This window comes from Segatella salivae DSM 15606 (genome assembly GCF_000185845.1).
Taxonomy (GTDB): Bacteria; Bacteroidota; Bacteroidia; order Bacteroidales; family Bacteroidaceae; genus Prevotella; species Prevotella salivae.
The window spans coordinates 1,206,625-1,231,644 of record NZ_GL629647.1; the positions used below are offsets into that span (position 1 = coordinate 1,206,625).

Consider the following 25,020-nt stretch of genomic DNA (forward strand, 5'->3'; position numbering starts at 1 on the left):
TTATGAAATTCACAAAGTTATTTTGTGTTATTTAAGATTTCGCTCATACTGAAACTTAGCTCAAAAACAATGAGAAAACTTTCTGCACGAGATGAAATCATTTAGAATTGGAAATAGATAAATGGTTGAATCGTTGAGCTCTTTACCTGAATAACAATGTAAATCACGGCCGTAATCAGTACAGCATAAACCACAACATTACTACGTTTTAGAGCTCCAATGATAGCCTCTTGCCAACGATCAGGCAGGAAATGCGTCACAAAACCAAACACCATAAAGGCCAATACATATTTATATCCATTGACAAATTGCAGTAACAATTCGGGATGGAAATTCATAAATATTTGTCTAATCATAGTCCATCCTGCAGCAAATGTATTCTGCCGGAAGAAAATCCAAGTGAAACAAACGAAATGGAACGTAAGAACGACAGCCAAAACCTTCTTAATTCCACGCGACACATAATTACGATCATGATGCATAATATGTTGACTAAAAAACTTATGAATAGCTAAAGCCAAGCCGTGCATACCTCCCCAAGCCACAAAATTGAGGCTCGCACCGTGCCAAAGACCTCCCAACAGCATCGTGATAATCAGGTTTATATACTGCCGAACCTTTCCTTTTCTGTTGCCACCCAACGAGATATAGATGTAATCGCGTATCCAAGTGGACAGAGAAATGTGCCAACGCCTCCAAAAATCTGTTATACTTATCGACCTATATGGTGCGTTAAAGTTCTGTGGAAAGTGGAATCCGAGCAACAAAGCAATACCGATTGCCATATCACTATAACCGCTAAAGTCACAATATATCTGTAGCGCATAGCCATAAATCCCAATTAAATTCTCCAAACCGCTATAGAGCATAGGGTTATCAAAGATTCGATCGACAAAGTTAAGACTAATATAATCGCTGATAACGGCTTTCTTAAATAAACCTATAATGATAAAATACACCCCACGAGCAAACATATCATTCGTGATAACAATAGGTTTACTGATTTGCGGAGCGAAATCCGATGCGCGCACAATTGGGCCTGCTACCAACTGCGGGAAGAACGAAACATAAAATGCATAGTCAAGAAGATGTGGCAGAGGCTTAAGACTTCGGCGATAGACATCAATCGTATAACTCATGCTTTGAAAGGTAAAGAAGCTGATACCCACTGGCAAGAAGATATCCCATGGTTGGAAATTATGCCCTATCATTTGGCATATCATCCCAGCAAAGAAGTTGGTATACTTGAAATATCCAAGCAAACCTAAGTCTATTATAAGGCTTAACACCACAAGAGCCTTACGTTTTCGATCTATTGTTTTACGTGCTTCATCACTCTGACAACTATCATCTAATTGTTGAATACGCTTAGCAATGAAGAAATCACTGACCGTAACAACAGCTAAAAGAAAGAAGAATAATCCACTACTCTTATAGTAAAAGTAATAAGAAAAGAGTGTCACAAAGACGAGACGAGGCTGCAAACGATGACGAAGCAGCATGTATATAAACGAGAATCCAAGGAAAAGAATCAAGAAAAGTCCGCTTGAAAAGATGAGCGGTTCCTTTGGATTGTAACTAAGTAGACTGATAAGACGTTCTATCATTGTTGTTCTAATGCCTTACGGCGCTTATAATTATCAAATCCTGCAATAAAAGATGAGTACATTTTCTTGGCTACTAACTTCCCACCTCCAAAGCTTAAATGCGTATAATCCTTATTCGCGAGGTTGCCATCAACAAGTTTTTTCATGCTGCCTTGACCGCCCATAGCCTGATAAAAGTTATAAAAACTCACATGACAATCGGCAGCCAACTGTGCTTGCAGACTCACAAGGTCTTTCACTTCTTGAAGTGTGGTGATGCCATCTGCTGTTCGTTGGTCACGATCAGGCACACTAACTACGAGAATACTGGCTTCAGGGAAAGCCAAACGAAAGGCTTCTATGGCCTTCTTCATCCGTTTCATATAGCCCTTTAACAAAGGAATGGTGTTGCCTTTAACGGCTTCATTCAGTCCAAAATGAACGATAATAAGGTCGTAAGGACGTAAATGTGCAAAACCAGTCAATGTCTTTTGTGGAATTGCTTCAAGCTGAACACCAGACGCTCCGCGCATTGATAGGTTATCAAGGATTACTCCCCTATCCGATTCCAAAGCCATTCCGTAGAGTGTTGTATGGGGAGTTATCTCCGAGAAACGATAGCTGACACTGCTCATTTTCCCTTTAGTCTTGAGCATTTGAACATCATTTGACGCTGCAGTAAGATGGTCGGAAGAAGGCAAACTGCCTGCTTGAACACTCACCCGCATGACTTGTGGCGAACTGAAAAACAAGGTAGCATTGGTCCAATGGTCAACATGGGGCTGAGCTTTAGACCCATGTGCCGATGTTGTTGCGCCCTCAGCACCCACAAAATAGCGTAGCGAAATCCCCTGACGTGCCTTATCAAATGGTTTCTTTATAGCCGTATAAGCAGTGATTCCGTTTGATTTCTGACTGATAGTACGCCTTACTGTCGATGAAGGCATTGTGCAATCAATCCATCCAACGCCATCTCCTCCAAACCGATTCTGAAGCATTGCACGCAAATCTCCAGTTAGAATATCACCTTCAATGAATGAATCTCCAAAATAAGCAATGCGAACAGGTCTGTCAAGTTGCTTCGAACGACCGAGCTGTGCATAAAAGAATGTCATTCCGCCAGGCTTTCCTTCTGAGTAATCTACTATTGGTTCTACGCCTTTCGGCCACTTTTCTTTAAACGAAATCACCTTTCCATGGTCGGTAACGGCAACCATTGCTTTCGGTGCTTTGGGTGCAGGCAATACATCACCTTCACTCTTTTGATTATCGGGAAATAGCTGACTGAGTATATTAACATGGCGAAGTTCGGTCCCATCTATGCTGATTGACGGCATAAGATGCATGAGAAGAAGAAAAAACACCACCAAACCTGCCAACGTAAAAGTTCTTACTGGCTGATCCATTACAAATATTTTTTACCTAAATTGAGTATGCGTTCTGTTGATAGTTGAAAACAATTTATCAGTAATCTTTTATACCTTACAAAGATAGCTGTGGCAGAAGGTTTTCTCAAATGCTTCACACATTTCAAAACAACCCTTTCTGACGGGCGACAAAGGTAAGCATAAAATCCGATAAACTATTGCTGTTTGCGAATAAATTTATCACGCAACTACACAAAAACAAATTCTTTATATAAACCAACTCTTATCAAGTAACATCGTAATTCGATGCAAATCATTGAGTGATTTGACGCTTATCATCGCATGTTTTGGCGCAGATTACAACACCAATTGATGCATCTTTGTACGCTCTCCCTTTTGATTCACCTAACCACTTAATGCTCAACATATTACAGAACCATAGAAGTAGAAACAGTAACGATTACTCCGTTCTATTGTTTCTAAGTCTATAAATAAAACTTTTGATATTAGAAAGAGAAATGAGATTTATGGATATGCAAAACAATTCTATTGAGAAAACCTTTTCATTCGATAGATTTTAATCAACAAACACATTGGTTCTAAATCAAAGCTAAAGCCAGAACAAAACATAAAAAGTAAAGAACAAGATGCCTGTTTATTTATAAATTGATAGCATTTTCACTCAAAAACAAAGCAAACACCACACAAAACTGCACAAATTAATAATCATTATAAGTTATATATCACCTGAAAACGTATTTTTTATTACCTTTGCATCATTACTTTTTAGGTTGTTTATACAAAGAGGTAGCAAGGATAACAAAAAACAACCTTCATTAAAATGGTTTGCTTATGAATATGAGACGCGTAGTTTTATTTATCATCATCCTCCTTCAAATCACTTTTTTCACTGAAGGTTATGGCATTTTCAGCCCCATTGATACAAGCGAAATGAGTGACACGCTGCATGCTACTTTGTTACGACAGCATGCTATCAAGACGATTCCTCCTGGCAATTATAGTGGCATTACCTATCTGGGTAATGACGATTATGCTGTTGTCAGCGACAAAGGTAGCCAGGAAGGATTCTTCACTTTCCATATTACACTGACAGAAAATGGTGAGATTAAACGAGTAGACAACAAAGGATTTACCCCACTTCCTGGTGCAAATCTTGACGAAGAGGCTGTGGCTTATAATCCTACAACGCATCATCTTTATATTGGAAATGAGGCCCCTTCTGAGATAATCGACTATGATATGGAGCGCAAAAAGGTTGTTAATTCGACCATTATAGAAGATTATCGGCAGCGGAGTAAAGTGAATCGCAGCATAGAAAGCCTCACTTATGACCATAAACGCAATCGACTCTTCACCATCAATGAGTCTCCTCTCACAGGAGATAATGGTTTATTGCTGCGTTTGAAGCAACTCACGACAGACTTAAAAGAAGAGAAACAATTCTCTTATCTTATTGATGAGCCCTTAGAATCGACTGCAAAATGCGACAATCGCCATGCTTATGGCGTATCAGATTTATTAGCATTAGACGACGGAACGCTGTTGGTGCTTGAGCGAGAACTTTATGTTCGTCCGTTGAAAATCAATAGTTGGGTAATGAATAAGGTTTTCCGCATAAAGCCAGGCAACCCACATAAGCAGTTTGTTACAGGCTGGAGAACGTGGCTTCAGCTTGTAGATAATGACTTTGCAAACTATGAAGGCATGTGCGAAGGACCGAGATTGAGCGATGGTCGACATGTTGTTGTGCTCTGTGCCGATAGTCAAGATCGTTATAAAGGCGTATTAAAAGACTATTTCCGCACAATAGTCTTCTAATGATCTGCAAGAAAACAGCTTACGATTTAACGCTTTTGTTTGAAGAAATCCTGCATCATTTGTCTACATTCTGCTTCTAATACTCCTCGCGTTACTACAGCTTTAGGGTGCAAGGCACGTGGCGCATAAAACTGATAGCCACGCTTCTCATCGCTTGCTCCATAGACAATGCGTCCTATTTGTGCCCATCCAATGGCACCAGCACACATGACACAAGGTTCTACTGTCACGTAAAGTGTGCAGTCGGAAAGATACTTTCCACCAAGTAAATCGGCTGCCGCGGTGATGGCTTGCATCTCAGCATGTGCGGTAACATCATGCAGTTTCTCGGTCAGATTGTGTGCCCTGCTGATAATTCTATCATTACATACGATAACAGCCCCTATGGGAATCTCTCCTTCTTCGGCTGCCCTTTGAGCCTCATAGAGAGCTTTTCGCATGAACTGTTCGTCTTTATCGTCTGCTTCTTTCATGCTTATTTTAACTTACAATTCCCCTTAACACCTCTCAAGTGAATATCCACAGGCTCATGGCCCAGCGGTTGAACCTCAATACTTTTATAACAGGAATACTGAAGAGTCATATCCACTGTTGTCTTCAACAACAGGTGATCTATCGTCGTTCCTTCCACTTCATTTATACTTGTCTCACTATAAGTATCATGAGCCTCCTTTCCATAGAAGGTGAGATTACCTATATGGGTGTGACTTAAATATAATGTTTGCGAACCAACCGATATGGTTGCTTGCTTAAAGTTACAATGGTTAAGCGATAAATAAAGGTCACGCTGAAAATCAAATGTTTCAAGGCTAAGGTTATCTAATTGCAAAACACCCCCATTTAGATTTAGACTCCTCGCATCAGCAAGCAGCTTGAGCAACATGGCCCGTGGCAGTTTAATCCGCACAATCACATTATTGGTATAAGTATCTGATGTTGCATCCTCTTCCGCCTCCGTTTGTTTAGCCCTATTTTCCACGATTTCATAGTCTTTGTTCTCAGCCTTAAACTTCGCCAACTCGTGCCCTGTTAGAATGTCTAAGATGCTGCCTTTCATCTTCACATCAAGGACTTCTGAAGGATAATCAATAGTAACTTCATTCGTCTTATCGTCAGGAATCAATTCCACGATATAGCCCTGACTGTCATCCGAATATTGAAGTAGGGAAACAAAAGCCTGAACTGCCGTTATGTTTTGCGTTTTAAGTATACCTCTTGTGCTCGTTTGGAAATACTTTGTTGGCGCTTTTAGTGAAGTGGTTGATACTATCAAAATAATCATATAGGTTGCTGCTATGAGCCCGATAATTATCTTTGTTGTTGTTTTCATTGCCGTTCCTCCTTCCTTTACATACGATCTATTACTTCCAACTCACACAAACGGCGATAAGAAAGCCAAAGATTCATCACACCAAGAATACCTATCCATGCCGAAACAAAATAGAAAGAGTACTCGCCTAGCATAGCAAAAAACAATGATAAAAGACCTCCAATAAGCACTAAGATAAAGGCCGATATCGTTGTTCCCAATAGAGGTTTGCGCGGAAAGACTAAGCTTCCGAGCATAAAAAACGAAATAGCAAAGACGGTCCATGCCATAGTTATCAATATATTTATTCCTATATCACTCGCCCGTACTATCCAAATAATAGGGCTTGCTATTTCGATATCCACTTTAGGTAGGGCCGGAGCGAACAGTAAAAAACGCACAATTTCGAGTCCATAAAAAATGATATGAAACACAACCAAATAGCTTACAACGAATAACAAAGTGCGAGCAAGCCAATTTTCAAACATGCTTACGGGCTGTGTCAGTACGTGAATGCGTCCTGCTTTCTGTTGACCATCGGTGAAAAATCGTATGGCAGAAATGCAACTTCCTATGTAGAGCAATATCGTTCCCCATATAGAGATCACCTCTTTAGCGCCATCTGAGGCATTGCTTCCGTCATGAGGATAATAAATAAAACTATAAGATGTAACGCAAGACCATAGCTCTATTACGAAAAGTATGCCTAAAAGTATGGCTGCAGAAATAAGAAGCGTACGCCGTTGTTCAGTCCATAGCTTACTTAAATAACACAAGAACCGTTTAGAATCAAAGAAATCATTAGTCATGGTGTACCTCCTTTCCTTGCATAGCAGCCTCAAAATATGCTTCAAGGTCAGTGCCTGCTTTTAATTCTTCATTGCGAACAATTTCACTTCTATCAATGAGTAACACATGATTCAGCACGCTTTCAATGTCTTTCACCTGATGCGTTGAGATTACAAATATGCGTTCTGAACTGATACCTTGCTGGATAAAATCTCGGAATTGGCGTTTTCCCGGAATATCAAGTCCATTGGTCGGCTCGTCCATCAGCAATAATTTCGTGTGTGTTGCCATGGCAAAACTCATGAAAATCTTTTTGCGTTGACCAAGCGAAAGTGCACCTAACTGCACGTCAAGTGTCATGCCAAAAGTTTGTAAATAGATGTTCATATCGTCCTTAGAAAAGCGAGGATAGAAGACACTATTCGTCTTAATATATTGTTGAAGCGTTACATTTGGCAGTTCAAACTCATCAGGTACGAGAAAAATCTCACGCATTATAGAAGGTCGACGCTTACGAACGTCTACACCATCAAGGATTACTTGTCCCTTATCGGGTGTCAGCAGACCAGCCATCATATATAATAAGGTGGACTTTCCTGCGCCATTCGGGCCCAGAAGGCCATAGATTCGGCCAGACTGAAGCTGTAGATTGAAATCACTAAACACAGAATCTGAATGCTTAGGATAACAGAAACTTAGGTTTTTAATCTCCATAATTGTTACTTAAAATCACATCGAATAGCTCACACTACATTCGACATTGCAAATATAAATAACATTTTATAAATCATCAAACAATTTTAGAAATAAAATCTTCCCATTGAAAAAGAAAGCCATATACAAGCTATTTAGCCAAGTAATTTCATGATGAGAAACTTCAAACTCTAACAGAAATTTGGTCATCATTGGTAAAATCTATATCTTTGTACAGCGATATAGTTTATTTATTCATACCACATGACAAACACAAGTGTTTCAAACAAACTTCTACTTACTGCGCTTCGGCAGAAAAATGAAGAGGCTTTCAATCTTCTCTTTAAGCAGTTCTACCCAAAGATGAAGTGCTTTGCGAGTCGTTTATGTGGCTGCGAAGACGATGCAGAGAATATTGTTCAGGATGTCTTTATGCAACTTTGGATGAATAGTGAAAAGCTCATGGGCATTGAAAATCTTGATGGTTATATCTTCACCATACTGAAAAATACAACGCTTAACTTTCTAAGAGATGCATTTCGCCATCCAACCATAAGCCTAAACAGCTCATTGATAGTAGAGGAACAAAGTGCTGCATGTGACCTTTTATACTATGATGAAATAAAGACTATGATTGATCGAGAGATTAATAAGCTTGCACCACAAAGACGAAATGTATTTCTTTTAAGTCGAAGAGAAGGATTATCGAATGCCGAAATCGCTGAAAAATTGAATATTAGTAAACGTACTGTAGAAACACACCTCATGCTTGCACTTCGTGATTTAAGAAAAGTGCTGGTGTTAATGTCCTTACTTGAACTAATCACCTTAACTAAATGAAAGGATAATTCGCGTTTTAATTTATATTAACATTCATTGATTACGTGTATCATCGTTATTTAGTGTCTTATAGATATAAACCTCAATATAAGCATGAAACGAGAGAATCTAAACCATATAATCAACGATTTCTTCGATGGTATCACGCCTAAGAAATATTCAAATTACATTAGATATTGGCTAATGAAGGATATTCAAGTCGAAGAGAAAGAGGAAGCCATGCTGCAAATATGGAATAATCTTCATGAAGAGGACATGAATGTTCAAGATGCTTTGCAACGATTTCAAGCAAATCGAAATGAATATGAGAACAAGATTCAACGAAAAAGTAAGCGAAAGAAGATACTACAGTGGGCTGCAATACTGATTCTACCAATCATAAGTGCAGTGCTTCCATGGCTATATGCGGAGAAATTCTTTGAACAGAAACAATTGGTTGAGTTCTATGTTCCAGAAGGAAAGATTGATTCTTTAATTCTTTCTGATGGCACAAAAGTTATTCTTAACTCAAATTCGAATATTCTTTATCCATCTTCTTTCAATGCACATAGCGGGAATCGTGATGTATATCTATTAGGAGAAGCCTATTTCTCGGTAGCTAAAGACACAAAACATCCCTTTATTGTACATTCAGGAAAGTTGAACATTCAAGTACTTGGCACAGAGTTTAGCGTCAAAGCGTATCCAAACGAGGAACAGATTACAACTACCTTAGTAAAAGGAAGCGTAAAGCTATATGATGAAAGCCATAACGAAATAATGAGCCCTAATGAACAAATCGCCTATAATAGGGCCAATGGACAATTGTTGAAACAATCTGTTCTTGCATCAGAATGCAATTATTGGATGCTTCATAATCTATCTTTTAATAATCAACCTCTTGGTAAAATACTCCGGGAGATAGAAAAACAATATAAAGTTAAGTTTGACATTGGTCGTTCTGTAGAAACAAATCAAAGATTTACAATGAACTTCACCAATAGAGAAACGATTGATGATGTAATGAAAGTAATCACCAAACTGAAAAACAATTTAGAATATTATAAAGATGGTCAAACAATAAAGCTTATCCAAAGCAGAAAGGAGGACACACATTAAGAAGACAGAAAGAACCTTAGCAATCAAATCTAAACAAATACATTTACTATCCGTTTTACTTTCATAATGGAATAAAACAATAAAAATATTATTAACCTTAAAGCAATAAAAGTGAAAAGAACAACCTTTCTTTTAGGTTTGTTTCTTTCAATGACTACTATAGGCATGAAGGGACAACATCAAGTAGTGAAACTCGACAAGACCACTACTACAGTCCAACAGCTTATTAGCACAATTGAAAAGCAAACCAATTTGTCTATCGACTATGGACAAAATGCCTTAGACCTGACCAAACAAGTTAAGGTAAATTCTAAAACTGAGAAATTAAGTGCATTGCTTGATGCAATGATAAAGGAGACTGATTTAGAATATACTATATCAGGACGTCATGTGATTATCACAAAAAGCACGTCTCAAAAGCCGAAACAAACTGGCCGGAAACAAACAATAAAAGGGCAAGTGCAGGACGTAAATGGTAATCCTTTGATTGGTGTTACAGTGAAAGTAAGAGGAACAAACAATGCAGTGGTTACCGATCTTGATGGCAACTACACTATCAGTGCCAATCGTGGTGATATATTAGAATGCTCATACGTGGGATTCACTACAAAGGATGCTCGTGTAAATGGTAATCAGTTAAATCTCACACTGCATGAAAACTCAAAGGAATTGAATGAAGTTGTTGTTACAGCCCTTGGCATAAAACGTGAACAAAAGGCTCTCTCCTACAATGTACAGCAGGTTGCTGGCGACGCAGTATCTGTAAATAAGGATGCCAACTTTATTAATTCATTAAATGGAAAAGTTGCAGGTGTCAACATTAATGCTTCTTCATCAGGAGCTGGCGGAGCCTCTAAAGTCGTCATGCGTGGAGCTCGATCCATCATGCAATCAAGTAATGTTTTATATGTTATTGATGGTATTCCCATGCTAAATACAGGGAAAGAAGGTTCTACTGAATTCGCATCATCAGGTACATCCGAAGGTATAGCTGACTTAAATTCAGAAGATATTGAATCAATGTCTGTCCTTACAGGTGCTGCTGCAGCCGCCTTATATGGCGAGAAAGCATCAAATGGAGCCATAGTTATTACAACGAAGAAGGGCAACGTGGGGCACACTTTATTTACAATTACCCAAAATACAGAGCTATCAACAGCCTTCCATACTCCAAAATTCCAGAATAAATATGGTACAGGCTCTAGCATACGGGAAAGTGGTTCCGAATCATATAGTTGGGGACGACTGCTAAATGAAAGTAATTTCATGGGATATAATCCTATTGAGGACTACTTCAAAACAGGAGTAATGACAACAGAAGCCTTCACCATGTCAACAGGAACAGAGAAGAACCAAACCTTTCTATCTGCCAGTGCATTGAGGTCTGCAGGTATTGTTCCAAATAATAAGTATAATCGTTACAATTTTACTGTACGCAATACAACAAGTTTATTGAAAGATAGGATGATACTGGATGTTGGTGCGAGCTACATAATTCAAAACGATCGAAACATGATTAATCAGGGAGTTTATAATAACCCTCTTGTTACAGCCTATCTCTTTCCACGTGGTAATGATTATCAAGACATGGCAATGTATGAACATTATGATACTACACGTAAAATATATGTACAGAATTGGGATGGTTTGATCAGTGAATTAGTAGGCCAAAATCCTTATTGGATTAACTATCGAACACCACGAACAAATAAGAAATACCGCTATATGATGAATGCTGGTTTAACTTATAAGTTTACAGATTGGTTAAGTTTAGTTGCTCGTATACGTATTGATAACTCTATAAATACTTATGAAGAAAAGTTTTATGCATCAACAAACATGACACTAACGGGGAGTTCTAATGGAATGTACAACATACAGAAATCTGATGGGAAACAAACCTATGGAGATGTTATAGCAAATATCAATAAACGCTTCTTTGAAGATAAACTATCTCTTGTTGCTAATGTTGGTACTTCATTATCCGATATTAAATGGAATCAACTTGGTAACAGAGGACCTATTGACGAGAATTTAATTCCGAATGTTTTTACTGTGACACAGATTAATCGTGCCAGGCTCATTCCCGAACAGTCAGGTTACCATGATCAAACCAAATCTCTTTTTGCCAGTGTTGAGTTAGGTTGGAGAAGTCAACTTTATCTTACAATGACAGGAAGAAACGATTGGCCATCGATGTTAGCAGGACCTCACTCTAACAAATCGTCCTTTTTCTATCCATCAATTGGCAGTTCCTGGATTATTTCTGAATCGTTTAATCTCCCTCAACAGATTGATTACCTGAAGGTACGTGCTTCATTTGCCTCTGTTGGACTATCATTTCCACGTTGGTATGCAAATCCCAAATACACATGGGATGAAAACAAAAAGCAATGGAGCAGTCAGACAACATATCCAATGTATAACTTAAAACCAGAGCGAACTGATTCTTGGGAATTTGGTTTACAGACACGGCTGTTTAAACATTTTAATATAGACCTGACCTACTATTTAACCAAGACATACAATCAGACCTTTGACCCAAAGATATCAGCTTCTTCAGGCTATAGTAAGATGTATATTCAAACAGGAAATGTTAGAAATCAAGGATTAGAGTTAGCATTAGGATATAATAATACATGGGGAGAGTTCTCATGGAGAAGCAATTATACATTCAGTATGAATCGAAACAAAATTAAAGAACTTGTAACAGCCTATGTACATCCTCAAACAAAAGCACTAATCACGGTTGATAAACTCGACGAAGGAGGTCTTGGTGCTGCACACTTTATTCTCAAAAAAGGTGGAACATTAGGAGATTTATATTCTCTTTCGGACATACAACGTGATAGCAATGGGAAAGTGTACGTTGATGAAAGTGGCAAAGTTTATAAAAATACAAATGTGGAAGACATAAAGCTGGGTTCAATATTTCCCAAAAGTAATATGGCTTGGCGTAATGAATTTTCATGGAAAGGGTTGAGCATAGGAGTGATGATAGCTGCTCGATTTGGAGGAATTGTTTACTCAGCAACACAGGCAAACTTAGATTACTATGGTGTATCCAAAACCACAGCTAACATTCGTGATAAAGGCGGAGTCTCTATTAACGATGGAGAGAACATTATTAATCCTGAGACTTGGTTTACAACTATTGGAGCCAGTGATGGTATTCCTATATTCTATACTTATAGTGCGACTAATGTTCGCCTACAAGAAGCCAGCATAGGTTACACGCTTAAAAAGAACGTACTCTTTGGCTTTGGAGAACTTACATTCTCACTCGTTGGTCGTAATCTACTGATGCTTTATTGTAAAGCTCCATTTGACCCTGAAACAACAGCTACAACAGGTAACTATTATCAGGGCATAGACAAGTTCATGACACCAAGTTCAAGAAACCTTGGTTTCAATATCAAACTTAAATTCTAATGTATCAAGACATGAAACATATAAATATTACCTTAGGAGCTGGCTTATGTGCTCTGCTTTTGACTACAACAATAAGTTGTACGAACAGCTACGAAGATTATAATCAAGATCCGTATGCAGTATCAAAAGAGGAGATGCAACGTAATGCTTATAGTTTAAGTTCAGCTCTTATAAACCTTGAAAGTTGGGTTATACCAACCGACGTAAATGCAAACCAATTTACAGAATGCTTATGTGGAGGCTCATATAGTGGCTACATCTCTGACTCTAACCCCGGTTTTGCAGGAAAGAACTTTGCACAATATAGTCCTGAGAATGGTTGGGATAGAGTATTATTCGTTGATTTTATTCCAAAGCTCTTTATCTATAGTAATCAGGTATATAATGTAACAGAAGATATTGTGCCTCGATCTGTAGCACAAATCATCAAAGTTGCCGGCATTCATCGCATTACCGATGCATATGGACCAATACCTTATTCTAAGGTAGGTGCAGATGGTAAAATCACAGCTCCATACGATTCACAGGAAAATGTGTATAATCTCATGTTTTCACAGCTTGATAGTGCTATCACGAATCTGACTGCCAATCGCACAAATGATTTCAGCCCTAAGGCGGACCACGTGTATGGCGGCAAAGTAGAGAAGTGGATTAAGTTTGCCAATTCATTAAAACTCCGCTTAGCTATCCATATAGCAAAAGCTTCACCTGACAAAGCTAAACAAATGGCGGAAGAGGCCGTGAATCATGTTATTGGTGTGTTTACAGACAATGCTGACAATGCAGAACTTACCATTTCAAGCACAAATCCATTCTATGTGGTCATGCATGAGTATAATGGAGTTGAGAATAATCACGGTGACTCTCGTGTAGGGGCTGATATTATAAGCTATATGAATGGCTACAACGACCCTCGTCGTGCAGCAATATTTACACAGTCAACCTTTACTAATGCATCTAATGGATTCCATGGTTTACGCTCAGGCATCAGTATTCCAAGCCAAGCCGTTTCAAATATGTATTCGAACTATAAAGTTGCAACCGACTCTAAATTACTTTGGATGAATGCTGCAGAGGTAGCTTTCCTACGTGCAGAAGGTGCACTCCGTGGTTGGAATATGGGAGGGACAGCTCAAAACTTTTATGAGCAAGGCATTCGTTTGTCATTTGAGCAATGGGGAGTAACAGGTATAGACTCTTATCTTTCAGATAATTCCAGTACTCCAGAGCCTTATAATGACCCTGTAGGTCTTAATTCTTATAGTGGCTCTGTTTCTACAGCAACAATTGCTTGGAGCAACAGTGCATCTGAAGAAGAGAAACTTGAAAAGATAATTACTCAAAAATGGCTCGCTAATTTTCCATTAGGTCAAGAAGCCTGGACCGAATATCGCCGTACAGGATTCCCTAAGCTAATGCCTGTAGTTGTAAATAATAGTGGTGGAATCGTTAATTCAGAACGAGGAGCACGCCGTCTGTACTATCCACAGGAAGAACGTCTCAATAATAAAGAAAATAATGATGCAGCTCTTCAATTACTTGGAGGCCCTAACAATATGGCTACAGATGTATGGATTACAAAATAGAACTATGCTAAATTTTAATGTAAAATTGATAATGAGAAAATTATGAAATATTATATTCAACATATCATTTTCGGAATTAGCGCACTGCTCATGGCTTTCTCCATGGAGAGTTGTGACACAGATCACGAGCCCGTTAAAGTCAAAACACCGGGTATTTCGAATCAAAACCCCGAGTTATATGCACGATATCTCTCAGCCTTACGCACATATAAAAGTGGGAAACACAAGATTGTACTTGGATGGTTTGACAATAGTGAGAAGATCCCTGCTTCACAAGGTCAGAATATTATAGCAGTCCCCGACAGTTTAGACTATTTGGTTCTTACCTTACCTGAGAATCTCAATGATAGAGAACTTTCTGAAATGAAAGAGATAAAAGAAAAGAAAGGCATCCATACACTCTTTGAAATAAACTTCATAAGAATCAAAGAGGATTATGATGCAGAAAAAGAAGCTTTCGAAGATAATCCAGATAATGCTGGAAAGATTTTTAATTTGGATTTCAGAACCTATTTAGTCGATAAAGTTCAGAAGCGCTTAAAATTGTGTAGTACATTTAATTATGATGGGGTTGTTATGACTTTCTATGCTAAGACAAAGCTCTATATGACAGAAAAAGAGAAGACTGCTCAACGCACATTAGAGAATATCTTCCTCGGTATAGCAAAAGACTGGAAACAACGCCATCCAGATAAGGTCTTAGCTCTTGCTGGGAAGCCCCAAAATGTTGACGACAAAAGTGTATTCTACCTATGTGAATATATTATTATCCCTTGCCAAGCATCTACGAGCGCAAGTGACATTGTGTATTCTATCAATAAAGCTGTTGTAGAAGGTGTACCAAACAATAAGATAATTCCGTTAGTATCCATGTATTCAAAAGATAAAACAGATACGAAGACTGGCTATTGGGGTAAATCTCTTTCAGTCTTAGGTACAGCAAAACTTGCTGCTCAACAACACACAGATTATCAGATTATAGGGTTAGCCATTGACAATGCTAATAATGATTACTATCATGTAAGGTTTGTATATCCTACGATAAGAGAAGCTATCTCTATAATGAACCCAATCGTTAAAATATGAATATGATGAAAAATATATTTAAGTTTATTCCTTTATGGGCTACAATTCTTATTTTGACTGTGGCCTGTCAGAACAATGATGAAGACAATTTCTCCAATAAAGCTTTTATAGATGCCAAGGGGATGACTTCTGAAACCATTGTAAAAGGAAGCATCGGGACGCTTGTAAAGACAATTTCTATCAAAACTGCACGCCCGACAGAGAAAGATATTCATGCAGCCATTACTTATGATGGCACATTGTTAGAACTATATAACAAGAAGTATTATACATCAGCAGAACTTCTTCCTGACAGCTGTTATAAAATATCAGAATCACAGATGACTATCAATAAAGGCTCAGTGAAAAGTAGTGAGGCAGCTATTCAGTTCCAAAATCTTGGAGGATTAGATCGTTGTAAAGTCTATGTTCTACCAATCAGTGTCCGCACTACTGACATAGACCTGTTATCCTCAGCCAAAGAATACTACTATGTGTTCAAGGCGGGTGCCTTAATCAATGTTGTTGGCGACATAGAGGGAAACTATTTGGAAATTTATCCATGGAAAACCCCTGGTCGTATTGATCACATGAATAAATTAACCATGGAAGCTCTTGTCTATCCTCGGGAATTAGACAAACTTATCTCTACGATTATGGGAATAGAAGGCAAATTCCTTATGCGCATAGGTGATGCCGGCCTGCCCCCTAATCAAATTCAGATTGCAACTTCTTATTCCAACTTTACTGACAGCAAACTGCAACTCCAAACAAATACATGGCAACATGTGGCATTAACGTATGATGGAGATGATCAAACACTAAAAGTATATATCAATGGTAAATTGATGTATGAAGAAGACAGAAGCATCAACATTAACTTAGAAGGTAATGGCTATGATCGTAATTTCCTTATAGGAAAATCTTATGACGATACCCGTGATTTAAAGGGCTGTATATCCGAAGTTAGAGTATGGGACGTGGTAAGAACCCAGGAAGAAATTGCCTCTCATATATATAATGTAGAGCCAACAACAACGGGATTGGTTGCTTATTGGAAATTTGATGATAATTCATCACTCGTCGTAAAAGATTATTCTGGCAATGGAAATGATTTGAAAGCAAATCATACGCTCTCATGGAAGAATGTCTCATTACCAGCAGCTAAATAACTTTTAATACTGATTATAATGAAAAATAAATATCTATCTGTCATCAAAGCAACTTTTATTTGTGCTGCGATTGCAGGCTTATCAATAGCATGTTCTAATACCATTGATGTGAATGGTGTTGACGAATCAGGCTACAATAATCCTGAAAAAACATTAGCTTTCCTTACAGATAAGTATGGAGTTAGCTTGCGTGATTCCTTATTATTTAATGTTGAAGGGGCTACAAAGTTTTATGTAAACCTAACAGCTCCCTCGAAAGATAAACAAGAGTATTCTGTTTCATATGACGCTTCTGTCCTTGAAAGCTACAATACAAAACACAAAACACGATATCAAGCCTTACCAAACAACCTGGTTACAATTGAAGGAAAGGCTGTTATTGAAGCGGGGAATAACACATCTGAACCTATCAATGTGAAGTACACTACTGCTACAGAATTAGAAAAAAATGGGATTTATGCTATTCCATTACGCCTAAAAGGAACACATGACAATGTGTCGAAAGAGAAAGGTGAGTTTGTTTTATTCGTACAAGACATTACCAAAATGCCTAATTGTCATAAAGATAATGGGCTACAAGTAATCAGCTGTATGGAAATCAACGACACTAACCCACTCTATAACCTCTGTTTTACATTAGAACAATCTGGCAAATATCTCTTTGATCAAGTTATCTTGTTTTCTGGAAATATCAACTATAACTTAGAAACACAAGAAGTTTATAATTACAACAATGAAAATATATCTCATGTGCTGCAATATAAAGAGAAATATTTAGAGCCGTTACAGCAGAAAGGCATGAAAGTTATTTTGGGCATATTGGGTAACCACGATCGTGCGGCAATAACAAATCTTTCTGATGAAGGTTGCAAGCATTTCGCACAAGAACTCAAAGCAAAGGTTGAAGCCTACAACCTTGATGGCGTATTCTTTGATGATGAGTATTCAAGCAGAGGAAATTATCCTGGGTTTGTTTCTGGTAATAATGCTTCAAGACTGTGTTATGAGGTGAAAAAAGCTATGCCCAATAAACTTGTCGAGGTTTATGTATATAGTGGAACAGGCTCTCTCTATAGTGTCGATGGCCATCAACCAGGAGAATTTGTTGACTATGGAATCCATGATTATGGTGGAACTTCCGACCTGAGCAGCAATTATCCGGGCATGCCCAAAAGTGGCATGATCTTAGGCTCCATTGAATGTGCCCGTGGATATGCTTCATCTTCAATTGTATACATGAGAATTAAAGCTAATGGCTATGGTGGAACAATGGTGTTTGGCTTAGACCCGAAACGTACTCCAAATTATGTTCTCAATCGAGTTGCACAAGCATTCTATGGGGAAAACGTTTTGCAAACAGGTGTATATAAAAAAGATTGGTAGACATTTAAAGAATAAACGAAGATGAAAACACGATTAATATATTCATCATTAATTTCATTGTTACTTGCAAGCGGATTCACCGCTTGCAGTAACACCCCTGAAGTTAATCCAAAGGATATCGCAACAGAAGAAACAGAACTAAAATTAGAATCTGACACGCTGAAGGTTCCTGTAGGTGAAGAAATCTCAACCAAAATCATTAATGGCGGTGGAAACTATAAGGTTATCAATGAAGCTCCAGAAATAGCTGTTGCAACCATTGATAAAGATAATATCAATATCAAAAGCTTTAAACAAGGTTTTACAGCATTTATCTTATCTGATGATGCAGATAACTATAAACGTATAGTTGTAAAATCCATGTACACTTCAATCGTTCTTGATACGAATGAGATTAGTATCAAAAAACTTCTCGGCCATGACTTAAATGATAAGACAATCATCATAAAAAAGGGAAATGGAGATTACGAAGTTGAAAGCGGAGATGAAAATGTGGTAAAGTTTGTAACAATACAAAAAGACTCTATCGTCCATATCCGTGGCATTCATACAGGTGAAACCACTATCAAGATTACAGATGCAGCTGGGCTTACAGCTCAGGTAAAAGTAACAGTAAACGAAACAGACATCCCATTCACAGACGAAGAAAAACAAGAAATCATGAATAGTGATGTCAAACGCGTTTTCTGGGATGAAGACTTACAGCAATGGACACCTGAGCGTTATAATTATCTCACAGCATTCAATCACAAAGTAGGAACAGAAAACCGAGTTGGTTACGAGTATTCTGATTATAGATTTATTCGCATTTTCTTCGATGGAGATGAGTCTGTTGGCGTATATGAGAATGCAAGAGTAGACGCTTGCCCACAATGGTATGGAGAAACAACCCACTATGCCCCCGCAAAAGTTGAGATCATTAAAAATGATGGCATCAACGTATGGGGAATTGTCTCCGTCATAAAAAACAAACGACTTTATCGTGGCTATTTCTGTCTACCTAAACAATAAAAGTATAAACAACAAAATATCTAAAAAGGCTTATTCCCCATTATATATTAGGGGGAGTAAGTCCTTTTCTTGAATGAAATCAAAGTATGAGATTATGCCTTGTAAGAAAGACTCCTCATATGGTTAACACAATTAAAATCGTATCATCAAATGAGGGAAGTATAAAAAGAATCGAAAAAGAAAGGTCAAAGAAAATGAATATTTTAAAGTGTATGTGGTTATTAATTATGTCATTTAATATAACCGTTACCCATGCTCAAAGGGAATCAATTAGTTCTTTAAAGGACAACTCACTTCAATGTGTACAAAAATTCCCTTTGGGAGAAAATAAAGCCTCCTTTTTAAATGTCTATCAGGATACTATTAATAATTATGTGATGTTCAAAACGATTAGATATTATGGTAAAAACTTTTCGGAAATCGGAACTATATCAGGTGCGGGGAATATTGATTTTAAAGATGGAAAAATCTCTTTAAAATCATATTATTTCGAACCTAATAATAAAGTATATGCTATAGAAATGTATGTAAAGGGTTCCACGTATGGGGCTTCTATGCTCTTTATAATCTATGAGACCGATGGCCTTGGAAACTGGGAGATAATAAGATGTCCTTTCGAGTCTTTTAGAATCGTAACTAACAAAGCTAATATTTCAAAAATAATACGTTATGAGGATGGTAGATTTTTTAGTTATTATACCTTTAAAGATAGAGTAATACAACGAATAGGGAATAGATAGTAATGTTCCAAAACGGGAGTTGTCAAAATAGTCATCTGAGTATCAATGTGATTTTTAAAAGATTAGGCGTAAAGGCAGGGATAAATTCTCTGCCTTTTGTTGTATTTGTAACTCCAAACAAAGAAAAATGAATATACAAAAACGTTTCACTCATCGCTTCCGCTAACAGGCTCATTTTGTTGAACGCTCGCTTTTCGCTGTTCTGTTGCTTCTCTGATTGCTCGTTGTTGTTCTTCTTCTGTTCCATAATCTATTAATCGTTTAACATCATTCCATATTTCCTCTTAGCTCTTCACGCTACCACTGAACATGTCTAATTGCCCAGCTGCGCTATCAGCTGCCTTTTGGTTATAAACGTGAAATACTCATCTAAATTGGTCCTCCTTGGCTCATTTAAGCTGGCCCTGTTGTAATCGTACAAAGTTACCCTATAGAATCATTTAAAGTGGTCCTGTTTTATTTTGTTTTTGAGCATATCTTTTTGGTGTAAGAATATCCACAAGGGTATTTCTAATGCAGTTTCAATCGTCTCTTGCGCGCCTATATGGCCTCCCACGACCCCCTTTTTAAAGGTTTTGACGCTTGCGGGCCTCCCGCAAATCACTTTTTTAAAGGTTTGGCATTTCCGCGCTTGGCGAAAGTCATTTCCCGAATGGTTTGGCATTTCCGCGCTCGGCGAAAGTCGTTTCCCGAATGGTTTGGCATTTCCGCGCATGGCGAAAGTCATTTTCCAAATGGTTTGGCATTTCCGCGCTTGGCAAAAGTCATTTCCCGAATGGTTTGGCATTTCCGCGCATGGCGAAAGTCATTTCCCGAATGGTTTGGAGTTTCCGCACATGGCGAAAGTCGTTTCCCAAAGAGTTTGGAATTAGTTATTGCAAAGAAATAGCCAATATTCTTACCAAAAGACTTGACAGGATAGAATTGGTGGAAGAAAGAGAGTTAGAACCAACTCCTCAACATGAGAACATAAGAGAGAAAAAGGAAAAGCCATATTGGTTATAATCTATTTAAGAATTCCTTAGAAGCGATTTTCTTGCTGCTGTCGAGTTTCAACTTACCAAAATTGTAACTCAATTTCACTATCAGGCGTTGGGTATCACCGCTGGTATCCATCGTTGTCCGTATATTATTGTATTTCATTGTCCAGTTGTTCGACCTGTCGGTATGGAATATGTCATCAGCTGCAACTGTCACGTTCAGCCTATCCTTCATCAGGCGAAGTATGTAGGCAAGATTCATAGTCCACGAACTCTTATGATCGAACAACGTGCTTGTACCTCCACTGTCGAAAGAAGCATTAAATACAAATAGCGAATGGTTATTCAATGCCCACTGCGCATTTGCATCAACATACCAGGATGCCTTGTTCCACGAATGTTCTTCCCCGAGATAGTTTGCCTTGACAAAAGGTTGGGTAAACGAACCTGTTACGTCACCTCGAACAGGACCGAGCGAATAGTTATAAATAACAGTAGCCACAATATTCTCTGCCTTATTGAAGTTCACAGGCATCCACTTTATATTCTTATTGTCAACTGATGTCTCTGTCCATAAAGGGAGTTCCACTATTTTATCATGATTTCTATTATAAGCTATCGAGGTGGACAAATCGCCATAGTTGTAGCTTAGTTTCACGTTAGTGGTAACATTTGGCTTCAACTGCGGATTGCCTACCTTATATGAGATGGCATCATAATAATAAAGTCCAGGATTCAAATTGGCAAACGACGGGCGCCCAATGGTCTGCCCCACAGATAGACCCACCGATGACTTAGCAGTCAGTCTCCTCGTAACTACCAAATTAGGGAATAGTCTCCATTCTGTAGAGTCTGCAAACGCTCCTGATACGTCGGTCTCCAGCTTTCGATGGTCGGCTTCCATTCTCAAGCCACCTTGCAGATGAAAGTTCTTAATTTGTCTCGACAGTGACAAGTATGCACCATATAGGCTCTCGTGAGTATCGTATGCCTCTGCATCTGTATTGTAGGCATATTTACCCTTGTTGCTCATGGCCGAGAAGAAAAGTCCCATCGACACATCGGCCCACTTGCGGTGGCTATTGTATGATAGGCGTGCACCACCGATATGATATTTTCCTTCACTTTCTGTAGCAACAGCAGGAACAGTGGCAGCCAATCCTGTCTCATCGGAGCGGCGTAGCGCATAATCGGCAATGAATGATAGAGTACGTGTGGAGTCTATTTCGTTCCTGTAGTTCACGCTGGCACTGTGCAGATAGTCGGTTCCTCGTTTCTTTTGACCGAAAGCCATGTCGTTTCCATCCATCGTCTGCTTAGTAGGTTCGTTGAGATGGGTGTTACCTACATTACCTGTATATTGGAAGCTAAACAACTGCTGTCGGCTGATATCCCAGTTCATGGAATAGAACCAGTCGAACTGCCGGGCATTCGCATGCGTATGTCTTTCTTTTGCACTCTCTATAGTCTTTTGTGGCAGGAACACAGTCTCGGTAGTATTGTCTATCTGCGTTGTGTTCACATACGAGAACCCTGCCGTAAGAATATTGCTCACCTTCTTATATTTCTCGTTGATGGTCACATTCGCTATATTCATATAGTCTCTAGCAAAGACAGACGTATTGCTTACTTCCGAAGAGAGTGTGTTCCCCAATGCCGACTTGGTGGTGATATACACAACTCCATTATTGCTGGCACTATATTCTACGTTTGGGTTGGAGTCTACCACTATCTTATTTATTTCCGATGCAGGAATAACTTTCAGCTCCGCCATGTCTACAGGTCTTCCGTTGAGTACAAACGTGGGCGTTCCACCCTCCAACAACTGCAAGTCGGAGGTCAAGCCTGGAATCCTACCCAGCACATCGATCACCTTGCCCATATATTGCAAATATGAATATGCCACATCCACCGTTATCTTGTTCAATCCTACTTTTACTGTAGTTCTTTTCCCTTTCACTATAACACCGCTCAACTCCGTGGCATCCATCTTCATGCGTATGGTACCCATCTCTCGCTCGTTGCAATCTCTATAAACTGTCTGATAGCCAATGAACGAAAACTTCACGATACCTCCACTGCCAGAGGGCTCTATCGTGAAGGTGCCATCCTCACGTGTTATCGTCCCTTTCACCAGCGAGGAATCTTGCCTTGAAAGCAGCACCACATTTACAAATGCAAGTGGTTCACCCTTCTCGTCAACCACCCTTCCGTTTATCTCTTGTGCTGACAACCTTACAGATAATAGCAACAACATCAAAAAAGTTAATAATTTTCCCATATTACACAATTTTATAAAAGCGAATGTTTCAAAAAAGACCTCATTCCATCTTCATATTGACAACATTGCTTTACTTTGTACATTAAAGTCTATTCAATAATCATGTCTATTCATTATCTTTTTGACGCTGCAAATATACAAATTTATATTGTTTAAAACAAAAAAATAGTTTTATTCTTGCTATTTTTTTCTATCCGACAGAACTTAAATAGTAGTATCTAAAATTATATTATTATTAATTCTATTTATAAATTTCATATACTATTTATAATTGCCTATATACTATTTATTGGAGAATATTGAGATGCCCCCGGATGGAAAGTTATCGAGCGAGACTTTCCTCCAAAAGCTACATTAATCAGATGGATAGGTTCGGCTGTAAGAGTTATTGTAGCATAGCAAGGATGGAGATTTTAGTCAAGATGCAAAAAAGAAGATTAAGAAAATGGACCTTTGCATATATTTCCAACGAGTATTAGGAATGAAGCCCCTAAATAATATAAATCTCGTTGAAATATAGCGTGAGGATAAAAGCAACTCAAGCTAACAGGATGATAATAGAAAACTGTATAAAATAGCACGTGAATTACAAAAAAGATGTATCTTTGTAAGCGGTATCACATATCCTGCGGTAAGAACCAAGGAAGCACGGCTTAAAGTTAGTGTATTGGCTTCTCACGAGATAGAACAGTTAGAGCAATTGGTGACCGCCCTTGTGGAAATCAGAAAATCAATTCCTTTTTAGATGGCAGAAGAAGAAAATAAACCCAAAAGATACAGAAGGACAAACGTCGATATACAGGCAGACATTATCAAGGCAGCAGAAAGTCTGATCAAGAAAAAAGGCTTTGCATCAATGTTGGTGACAGAACTCATCAAAAAAGCCAGAATAGAGCCGCGTGTCTTTTATAACAGGTATAATAATCTTAGTGAGTTTTATGATGAATTCGTTAAGAGATACGACTATTGGTTTAAGGATATCTTAACTGGTGTTCAATTTCCTACAGATTCAGAATTGGGCTATATCAGTATTTTCAAGGATGTTCAGAAAGCGCTTCAAGATAAATCAGCGATGTTGGAACTGTTACGCTGGGAGATTGCTGAAGGAAATGAGACCACAGTCCGTACGGCCATGCTCAGGGAAATGCACACTTTACCTCTTGTCAATATCTATGAGGAGAAATTCAAGGACACTGGTATTGATATATCCGCCATATCATCCCTGATAATCGGTGGCATTTATTATCTCAACCTTCACAGAGAGCGTTCCAAATTCTCAGACATTGACTTGAATACGGAACAAGGCAGAAAGCGTATAGAAAATGCCTTAGAGGAACTTGGACACATGATATTCCACTACCATGAAGTAAATAATTATAAAAAAATAGTTGCTGAAAGAATGAAAGAAAATGGCATCAGCGATGAAATCATAAAAAAGTGTTTGGATTAAACGATACAGTTCAAAGAGATTCCCCACTTATCCAGCGTGATAATTGGGAATTTTCTTATTATAGAAACTATATTGGAAATACTCATCTAAAGTGCTCCCCTTGGCTCATTTAAGCTGGCCCTGTTGTAATCATGCAAAGTGGGCCCTATAGAGTCATTTAAAGTGGTCCTGTTTTATTTTGTTTTCGAGTTTATCTTTTTTGGTGTAAGAATATCCACAAGGGTATTTCTATTGCAGTTTCAATCGTTTCTTGCGCGCCTATATGGCCTCCCGAAAATCACTTTTTAAAGGATTTGATGCTTGCGGGCCTCCCGCAAATCACTTTTTAAAGGATTTGACGCTTGCGGGCCTCCCGCAAATCACTTTTTAAAGGTTTTGATGCTTGTGGGCCTCCCGCAA

General features: G+C 38.4%; 20 protein-coding genes and 1 pseudogene. 13 read left to right on the plus strand and 8 right to left on the minus strand.

All coding sequences use genetic code 11. The annotated features are described in order from the left end of the window. Positions 1-101: 101 nt before the first annotated feature. Entirely contained in the window at positions 102-1,607 is a 1,506-nt protein-coding gene (locus tag HMPREF9420_RS05010; protein ID WP_007134389.1) for an MBOAT family O-acyltransferase, read from the minus strand. After that, the gene (locus HMPREF9420_RS05015) at positions 1,604-2,992 is read right to left on the minus strand and encodes an SGNH/GDSL hydrolase family protein (protein ID WP_007134390.1); all 1,389 of its coding nucleotides are present in this window, start codon (positions 2,990-2,992) and stop codon (positions 1,604-1,606) included. The genes HMPREF9420_RS05010 and HMPREF9420_RS05015 overlap by 4 nt, the downstream gene beginning before the upstream one ends. An 813-nt stretch (positions 2,993-3,805) precedes the next feature. Here HMPREF9420_RS05015 and HMPREF9420_RS05020 point away from each other — a divergent pair. Next, the gene (locus HMPREF9420_RS05020; RefSeq protein WP_007134392.1) at positions 3,806-4,792 is read left to right on the plus strand and encodes an esterase-like activity of phytase family protein; all 987 of its coding nucleotides are present in this window, start codon (positions 3,806-3,808) and stop codon (positions 4,790-4,792) included. 26 nt (positions 4,793-4,818) lie between these two features. Here HMPREF9420_RS05020 and HMPREF9420_RS05025 read toward each other — a convergent pair whose 3' ends face one another. From HMPREF9420_RS05025 to HMPREF9420_RS05040, 4 genes are read right to left on the minus strand one after another with little or no spacing between them, the layout of a single operon-like run. Next, positions 4,819-5,265 carry a nucleoside deaminase gene (locus tag HMPREF9420_RS05025; RefSeq protein WP_007134393.1) on the minus strand — a complete coding sequence of 149 codons (447 nt, stop codon included), beginning with the start codon at positions 5,263-5,265 and terminating at the stop codon, positions 4,819-4,821. Between the two features lie 2 nt (positions 5,266-5,267). Beyond that, a complete protein-coding gene (locus tag HMPREF9420_RS05030) occupies positions 5,268-6,122 on the minus strand; it encodes a hypothetical protein (protein WP_007134394.1) in 855 nt (284 codons plus the stop codon). Between the two features lie 17 nt (positions 6,123-6,139). Then, entirely contained in the window at positions 6,140-6,910 is a 771-nt protein-coding gene (locus HMPREF9420_RS05035; RefSeq protein ID WP_007134395.1) for a hypothetical protein, read from the minus strand. Then, on the minus strand, positions 6,903-7,604 hold the full coding sequence (locus HMPREF9420_RS05040) for an ABC transporter ATP-binding protein (RefSeq protein WP_007134396.1): 702 nt from the start codon (positions 7,602-7,604) through the stop codon (positions 6,903-6,905). Before HMPREF9420_RS05040 ends, HMPREF9420_RS05035 begins: the two co-directional genes overlap by 8 nt. 243 nt (positions 7,605-7,847) lie before the next feature. On the opposite strand from HMPREF9420_RS05040, the gene HMPREF9420_RS05045 reads away from it, so the two are divergent. From HMPREF9420_RS05045 to HMPREF9420_RS05085, 9 genes are all read left to right on the plus strand, one after another. Further along, positions 7,848-8,423, plus strand: a complete 576-nt coding sequence (locus HMPREF9420_RS05045) for an RNA polymerase sigma-70 factor (protein ID WP_007134398.1) — start codon at positions 7,848-7,850, stop codon at positions 8,421-8,423. Positions 8,424-8,516: 93 nt separating this feature from the next. Further along, positions 8,517-9,521 carry a FecR family protein gene (locus tag HMPREF9420_RS05050; protein ID WP_007134399.1) on the plus strand — a complete coding sequence of 335 codons (1,005 nt, stop codon included), beginning with the start codon at positions 8,517-8,519 and terminating at the stop codon, positions 9,519-9,521. A 150-nt stretch (positions 9,522-9,671) separates the two neighbouring features. Further along, positions 9,672-12,953: a SusC/RagA family TonB-linked outer membrane protein gene (locus HMPREF9420_RS05055; protein WP_248628128.1), complete on the plus strand. Its 3,282-nt coding sequence runs from the start codon at positions 9,672-9,674 to the stop codon at positions 12,951-12,953. Between the two features lie 11 nt (positions 12,954-12,964). Then, positions 12,965-14,539: a RagB/SusD family nutrient uptake outer membrane protein gene (locus HMPREF9420_RS05060; RefSeq protein ID WP_044079106.1), complete on the plus strand. Its 1,575-nt coding sequence runs from the start codon at positions 12,965-12,967 to the stop codon at positions 14,537-14,539. A 42-nt stretch (positions 14,540-14,581) separates the two neighbouring features. Then, the gene (locus HMPREF9420_RS05065; RefSeq protein ID WP_007134402.1) at positions 14,582-15,625 is read left to right on the plus strand and encodes a glycoside hydrolase family 18; all 1,044 of its coding nucleotides are present in this window, start codon (positions 14,582-14,584) and stop codon (positions 15,623-15,625) included. 5 nt (positions 15,626-15,630) lie between these two features. Further along, the gene (locus HMPREF9420_RS05070; RefSeq protein ID WP_044079108.1) at positions 15,631-16,776 is read left to right on the plus strand and encodes a DUF1735 and LamG domain-containing protein; all 1,146 of its coding nucleotides are present in this window, start codon (positions 15,631-15,633) and stop codon (positions 16,774-16,776) included. Positions 16,777-16,794: 18 nt separating this feature from the next. After that, on the plus strand, positions 16,795-18,159 hold the full coding sequence (locus HMPREF9420_RS05075; protein ID WP_007134404.1) for a BT_3987 domain-containing protein: 1,365 nt from the start codon (positions 16,795-16,797) through the stop codon (positions 18,157-18,159). Between the two features lie 21 nt (positions 18,160-18,180). Then, complete coding sequence (locus HMPREF9420_RS05080) at positions 18,181-19,170, plus strand: hypothetical protein (protein WP_007134405.1); 990 nt, start codon at positions 18,181-18,183, stop codon at positions 19,168-19,170. A 119-nt stretch (positions 19,171-19,289) separates the two neighbouring features. Continuing rightward, on the plus strand, positions 19,290-19,910 hold the full coding sequence (locus tag HMPREF9420_RS05085; RefSeq protein WP_007134406.1) for a hypothetical protein: 621 nt from the start codon (positions 19,290-19,292) through the stop codon (positions 19,908-19,910). 31 nt (positions 19,911-19,941) lie between these two features. Here the strand turns inward: HMPREF9420_RS05085 and HMPREF9420_RS05090 are convergent, their stop codons facing one another. Then, on the minus strand, positions 19,942-20,157 hold the full coding sequence (locus HMPREF9420_RS05090; RefSeq protein ID WP_007134407.1) for a hypothetical protein: 216 nt from the start codon (positions 20,155-20,157) through the stop codon (positions 19,942-19,944). Between the two features lie 369 nt (positions 20,158-20,526). Between HMPREF9420_RS05090 and HMPREF9420_RS13890 the strand changes: the two genes are divergently transcribed. Beyond that, positions 20,527-20,799, plus strand: coding sequence for a hypothetical protein (locus HMPREF9420_RS13890; RefSeq protein WP_147625618.1), 273 nt, complete (start codon positions 20,527-20,529; stop codon positions 20,797-20,799). Positions 20,800-20,909: 110 nt separating this feature from the next. On the opposite strand, the gene HMPREF9420_RS05105 is transcribed toward HMPREF9420_RS13890, so the two are convergent. After that, positions 20,910-23,171 (minus strand): outer membrane beta-barrel family protein, encoded by a 2,262-nt coding sequence (locus tag HMPREF9420_RS05105; protein ID WP_007134410.1) that lies wholly within the window; start codon positions 23,169-23,171, stop codon positions 20,910-20,912. Between the two features lie 553 nt (positions 23,172-23,724). Here HMPREF9420_RS05105 and HMPREF9420_RS14610 point away from each other — a divergent pair. Together HMPREF9420_RS14610 and HMPREF9420_RS05110 are read left to right on the plus strand one after the other, a co-directional pair. Further along, a pseudogene (locus HMPREF9420_RS14610) lies at positions 23,725-23,916 on the plus strand (aminotransferase class I/II-fold pyridoxal phosphate-dependent enzyme); the annotation flags it as partial. Continuing rightward, complete coding sequence (locus HMPREF9420_RS05110) at positions 23,917-24,621, plus strand: TetR/AcrR family transcriptional regulator (RefSeq protein WP_007134411.1); 705 nt, start codon at positions 23,917-23,919, stop codon at positions 24,619-24,621. The last annotated feature ends 399 nt before the right edge of the window (positions 24,622-25,020 follow it).

Bases quoted from the DNA above. Each gene is read 5' to 3' on its own strand.
- HMPREF9420_RS05065 (WP_007134402.1), top strand. From the start codon at position 14,582: ATGAAATATTATATTCAACATATCATTTTCGGAATTAGCGCACTGCTC.
- HMPREF9420_RS05060 (WP_044079106.1), top strand. From the start codon at position 12,965: ATGAAACATATAAATATTACCTTAGGAGCTGGCTTATGTGCTCTGCTT.
- HMPREF9420_RS05030 (WP_007134394.1), bottom strand. From the start codon at position 6,122: ATGAAAACAACAACAAAGATAATTATCGGGCTCATAGCAGCAACCTAT.
- HMPREF9420_RS05040 (WP_007134396.1), bottom strand. From the start codon at position 7,604: ATGGAGATTAAAAACCTAAGTTTCTGTTATCCTAAGCATTCAGATTCT.
- HMPREF9420_RS05080 (WP_007134405.1), top strand. From the start codon at position 18,181: ATGAAAACACGATTAATATATTCATCATTAATTTCATTGTTACTTGCA.
- HMPREF9420_RS05045 (WP_007134398.1), top strand. From the start codon at position 7,848: ATGACAAACACAAGTGTTTCAAACAAACTTCTACTTACTGCGCTTCGG.
- HMPREF9420_RS05020 (WP_007134392.1), top strand. From the start codon at position 3,806: ATGAATATGAGACGCGTAGTTTTATTTATCATCATCCTCCTTCAAATC.
- HMPREF9420_RS05025 (WP_007134393.1), bottom strand. From the start codon at position 5,265: ATGAAAGAAGCAGACGATAAAGACGAACAGTTCATGCGAAAAGCTCTC.
- HMPREF9420_RS05015 (WP_007134390.1), bottom strand. From the start codon at position 2,992: ATGGATCAGCCAGTAAGAACTTTTACGTTGGCAGGTTTGGTGGTGTTT.
- HMPREF9420_RS05075 (WP_007134404.1), top strand. From the start codon at position 16,795: ATGAAAAATAAATATCTATCTGTCATCAAAGCAACTTTTATTTGTGCT.
- HMPREF9420_RS05035 (WP_007134395.1), bottom strand. From the start codon at position 6,910: ATGACTAATGATTTCTTTGATTCTAAACGGTTCTTGTGTTATTTAAGT.
- HMPREF9420_RS05010 (WP_007134389.1), bottom strand. From the start codon at position 1,607: ATGATAGAACGTCTTATCAGTCTACTTAGTTACAATCCAAAGGAACCG.
- HMPREF9420_RS05050 (WP_007134399.1), top strand. From the start codon at position 8,517: ATGAAACGAGAGAATCTAAACCATATAATCAACGATTTCTTCGATGGT.
- HMPREF9420_RS05110 (WP_007134411.1), top strand. From the start codon at position 23,917: ATGGCAGAAGAAGAAAATAAACCCAAAAGATACAGAAGGACAAACGTC.
- HMPREF9420_RS05070 (WP_044079108.1), top strand. From the start codon at position 15,631: ATGAAAAATATATTTAAGTTTATTCCTTTATGGGCTACAATTCTTATT.
- HMPREF9420_RS05055 (WP_248628128.1), top strand. From the start codon at position 9,672: ATGACTACTATAGGCATGAAGGGACAACATCAAGTAGTGAAACTCGAC.
- HMPREF9420_RS05085 (WP_007134406.1), top strand. From the start codon at position 19,290: ATGGTTAACACAATTAAAATCGTATCATCAAATGAGGGAAGTATAAAA.
- HMPREF9420_RS05105 (WP_007134410.1), bottom strand. From the start codon at position 23,171: ATGGGAAAATTATTAACTTTTTTGATGTTGTTGCTATTATCTGTAAGG.
- HMPREF9420_RS05090 (WP_007134407.1), bottom strand. From the start codon at position 20,157: ATGGAACAGAAGAAGAACAACAACGAGCAATCAGAGAAGCAACAGAAC.